Here is a 3,930-nt window from a genome sequence, read left to right on the forward strand (position 1 = left end):
TCGGCATCCTGCGGCTCGAGCCAGCGCAGACGCATCGTCAGACGAATGCGCGATAGCGGTGTCTGCGTGGCACCGAACAACGGACCATGCGCGGGCAGCGAGATTAGCAGTGTCAGGTACCGGTCAATCGGCGCCATGGGCTAGCTCCGGCTCGCCAGCGAGAAGGCGGCTTGCGTCGGAGCTGTGCCGCTGGTCACCGAGCTGGCCCAACCTGTCGCCATTATTTGACGGTGCCTTCCAGGATCGCGCGAAAGCGCGGCTGCAGATGAGCGAGAATCAGCTCGGCGACCTTCTCGTCGCTGAGATCGATCTCGATCTGCTTGTTCTTCAGGCGCATGCGGATGCCGTGCGCCTCGTCTTCGGCGACCTGGAAGGTCACGCCTTCCTCGAGCACCTCTGAAGCCACCGCCAGCACGAAGTGCGAGAGCGAGCCCTCGCGCAGCTCAAGCGGGTTGCGGCGCAGCTCTTCGATGCCGATCAGCTCGCGCGGCAGCACGATCTCGACCGCGTCGCCGGGCTCGAGGCCGGCCTCGTCCCGGCCGCGCCGCGCCACCTCCAAGATCAGCTGCTGCAGGAATTCCTCGCGCTCAAGCTCGGTGGTGATCAGACGCCGAACCTTCTCGCTCACCGCCCCGGTCAGTACCGCCGTCATGCGCAACACGGTGTCGCGCATGGCCAGACGCAACGCATCCTCACCCGCGGTCTTCAGGGCTGCAGCCTCTTTCTGCGCCTCGGCGATCAGTCGCTCGGCCTCGGCTTCCGCCTCTTGGCGGATGCGTGCCGCCATCTGTCGCGCCTCCTGCTCGATGCGGGCGGCCTCATCGCGACCCTTGGCGACGCCGTCGTCGCGCAGCCGCTGAATCAGCGCGTCGACGCCGGCCGAGGCCGCGCTGCTCGGTATTGTTGAGCGGGCCGAGGCTGAGGCTGAGGCCGCTGCCTGTGCCGGTGCTGGATCGGACGTTGGGCTGGAGGCTGGCACGGTTTCGCGCTCGGGCTTAGTCATCAGGATTGCACCTTGGGCCAGGATTGAGGGCTGGCATCTGGGGCCGGCATCTTAGGCCGGGATGTTGCCAGCAAGCACCAGCGCGAAGACGAAGACGAAGACCGAGAAGCCCTCGACAATGGCGGCAGGCGCCAACGAGAGGCCAAAGATCTCGGGCTTGACCTTCATCGCCTGGATGGCCGAGGCGCAGGCGCGACCCTGGAGCACGCCGCCGTAGAGCAGGGCGATGCCCGCGAGCAGGCCGATGCCGAACAGGGCTGGCGCCGAGGTCGCGGTCACCTCGCGCTGCAGCGTGAACATGATGACGATGCCATAGATGACGCCGGTCGAGGGCATCACCGAGACGCCGAGGTAGCGGCCCAAGCCGGACTCGGTATCCACCATGGCGCCGATTGCCGCCTGGCCGGCGATGGCGCAGCCGATGATGCTGCCGATGGCGCCGAGCGCCAAGGCCCCGTACATGCCGGCCCAGCCGAGGGCGATGACCAACTCGTTCATTCCGTAATCTCCGTCTTCTTGAAGGGGCGGAAGGGATAGCCCTCGCCAGACAGGGCCCAATTGTAGAATTCGATATAGTTCAGTCGCAGGCCATGGACCAGACCGCTGATCAGCCCCAGCGCCAGGTTCAGGCTGTGCCCTATGAGGAGCAGCAGGAGCTGCAGCAGCAGGCCTAGCCCGGGCACATCGGCATCGACCTGCACGGCCAGATCGTTGAAGGTCAGCGCCAGTGAGGCGGAGGCGAGGCCGAGTGCGAACAGTCGAAGATACGAGAGGGTATCGCCGAAGATCTTGGTCACTTGCGAGAGTGCCAGCAGACCGTCGAGGCCACGCATCAGGAGCGAGCCGGCACCTGTCAGCGGGCGCTCGCTGCTACTGAAGAACACCAAGGCCAGCCCGAGTGCAATCCCGGCATAGCCAAGTAGCTCGATGTTAGCGGTCTGTGCCGGGGCAGCCAGACTCAGTCCGAGCCAGAGCCCGAAGCCACTGAGCGCCACCAATATCCAGCCGACCGGCGCCAGCGCTTGCAGCCGCGGCCAGAGGTTGCCGACCCGCACGACGTTCGCCAACACCAGGTGCAGCACGCCAACGCCCACCGAGAGCCGCATCATGGTGTCGAAGTCGTGGATGTCGAGGATATGCAGCTGAGCGGGCAGGCTGCCGGGTGCTGGCGCCACGCCGAAGAAGCTGCCGACCAGCACGCCCCAGGCAAAAGAGGTCGAGACCAGGGTTCCCGCGAGCACCCGGAAGCGGCGCCCTTGCGGCGAGCGCCCTAGCTTGCCCCAGAACAACAGCAGGCCCAGTCCCAGCAGTGCCGCATAACCGGCGTCCGAGAGGATCATCGCGAAAAAGATCGCGAATGAGAAGAACAGGATGCGACTCGGGTCGAAGCTGTCGTAGGCCGGCATCTGGTAGAAGCCGACCAGGTCCTCGCCGGCGCCTAGGCGCTCGGGATTGGTCAGCAGCGTGGGCGGGGCATCGCCTGGCGCCGGGTCTTCCAGCAGCAGTGCCAGACCCTGCTCGGCGGCTAGCGCCTCGACCGCTGGCACCTGCGGCACGCCCACCCAGCCTTGCACCGCGAACAGGCCGTCGGTGTCGAGGGTCTGGCTCTGCGCATGCTGCAGCACGGCCTGATCCTCGGCGCGCGCGAAGTGCTTGCTGAGCAGGTAGATCCAGCGTGTCAAGGCGCGCCGCTCGGCCTCGAGATCCTCGAGCTCGAGCTCGGCGTCTTCGAGCTGCTGCTCAACCTGGCTGAGCGAGAGGGCGCCGGTATGGGTTCGCGGCACCGGTAGCGCCTCGGCCGGCGGCTCCTCCCGGGCAATCACGACCAAAAAGGCTTGGCGATTGTCCTGATGCACGACCTGCCACGGCAGATCCAAGCCTTCAAGCTCCCTCAGCTGGCGCAGCGGTACGACATAGAACCAGAGCTTTTCGCCAGCCAACGCCTCCGCGGGCGGTAGGCTGAAGTCGCCCCAAGGGGCGAGATCCTTGGCGCGCTGGGCCAGTGCGTCACGACGGTCGAGGGCGGCGCGGATGCGGTCCTTGTTCTCGAGCACCGACTGGATCGTCGCGGCCAGGTCAAAGCCTGCGTCGGTGTGCACCTGACGCCGCTTCGCAGGCTCGTCGACCAGGTACCGCAGCGCCTGTCGGGCCTCAACCGCATGCTCGGGCGGCAGCGTCTCAGGCTGCGAAGAGGCCGGTGCGAGCGGCACCAGATGCAGGCAGCCGAGTGCCTGCAGCCGGTCCATCACGAATGGCTTTTGCTCCTGGCTGCCGACCAGCGACAGCCGCTTCAGTGGCTCGATCGCCATCTCAGACCAGCCCCTCCGCGGCGCGTTTCTTCTTCGCGATCTTCGACCGGACAACGGCGGCGCGCTCGGCATCGGAGAGGGCAATGCGGATGCGCTTGATGTTGGCTCGAGTCTGCGGGATCAGGACCTTGTCGAACAGGTTGACGCGCTGGGTCACGGTGCGCACGGCCTTGTCCAGCAGCACCAGCCGCCGCTCGGCGAGCATCAGTTCGATGCGCAGCCGCAGCGCCTCGCGCAGGCTGTCGACCAGAGGCTCGATCCAATGTGGCTTCGACAGATAGCCATAGGGGCGCACGGTGATCTCAAGCTCGGCCAGCGTCGGCAGCCAGGTGCCCATGCGGTTCTCGCGGCCAAGCTCGACCCGCTCAACGCGCACCAATCTACTCAGATCGACCTCATGGTTGGCCAGCATCGGCAAGGTCTCGGCGACGCGCTGCCGAACGGCCTCAAGCGCGGCCTCGAGCGAACGCCGCTCGGCCTGAGCACGCGCGCGCTCGCCCATCAACTGCTTGCGCTTCATGTCCAACGAGGGCAGAAACTGTTGATAGCTCTTCAGCCGCTGCGATTGCTGCGACAGAGAGGACTTGCTGAGCGAGACCTTAGCCATGACGGGCGGTA

4 protein-coding genes are annotated in these 3,930 nt (G+C 66.3%); all 4 read right to left on the reverse strand.

Annotation, left to right across the window (positions count from 1 at the left end):
• Positions 1–220: 220 nt before the first annotated feature.
• Entirely contained in the window at positions 221–1,003 is a 783-nt protein-coding gene (locus tag ACY693_RS16300) for a hypothetical protein (protein WP_462322864.1), read from the reverse strand.
• Positions 1,004–1,054: 51 nt separating this feature from the next.
• Complete coding sequence (locus ACY693_RS16305) at positions 1,055–1,501, reverse strand: ATP synthase subunit C (protein WP_462322865.1); 447 nt, start codon at positions 1,499–1,501, stop codon at positions 1,055–1,057.
• Positions 1,498–3,312, reverse strand: a complete 1,815-nt coding sequence (locus tag ACY693_RS16310) for a V-type ATP synthase subunit I (RefSeq protein WP_462322866.1) — start codon at positions 3,310–3,312, stop codon at positions 1,498–1,500. The genes ACY693_RS16305 and ACY693_RS16310 overlap by 4 nt, the downstream gene beginning before the upstream one ends.
• Before the next feature lies 1 nt (position 3,313).
• Positions 3,314–3,930: V-type ATP synthase subunit D (locus ACY693_RS16315; RefSeq protein WP_462322867.1), on the reverse strand; the 617-nt coding region annotated here is incomplete at its 5' end.

Source organism: Halochromatium sp., from assembly GCF_054919635.1.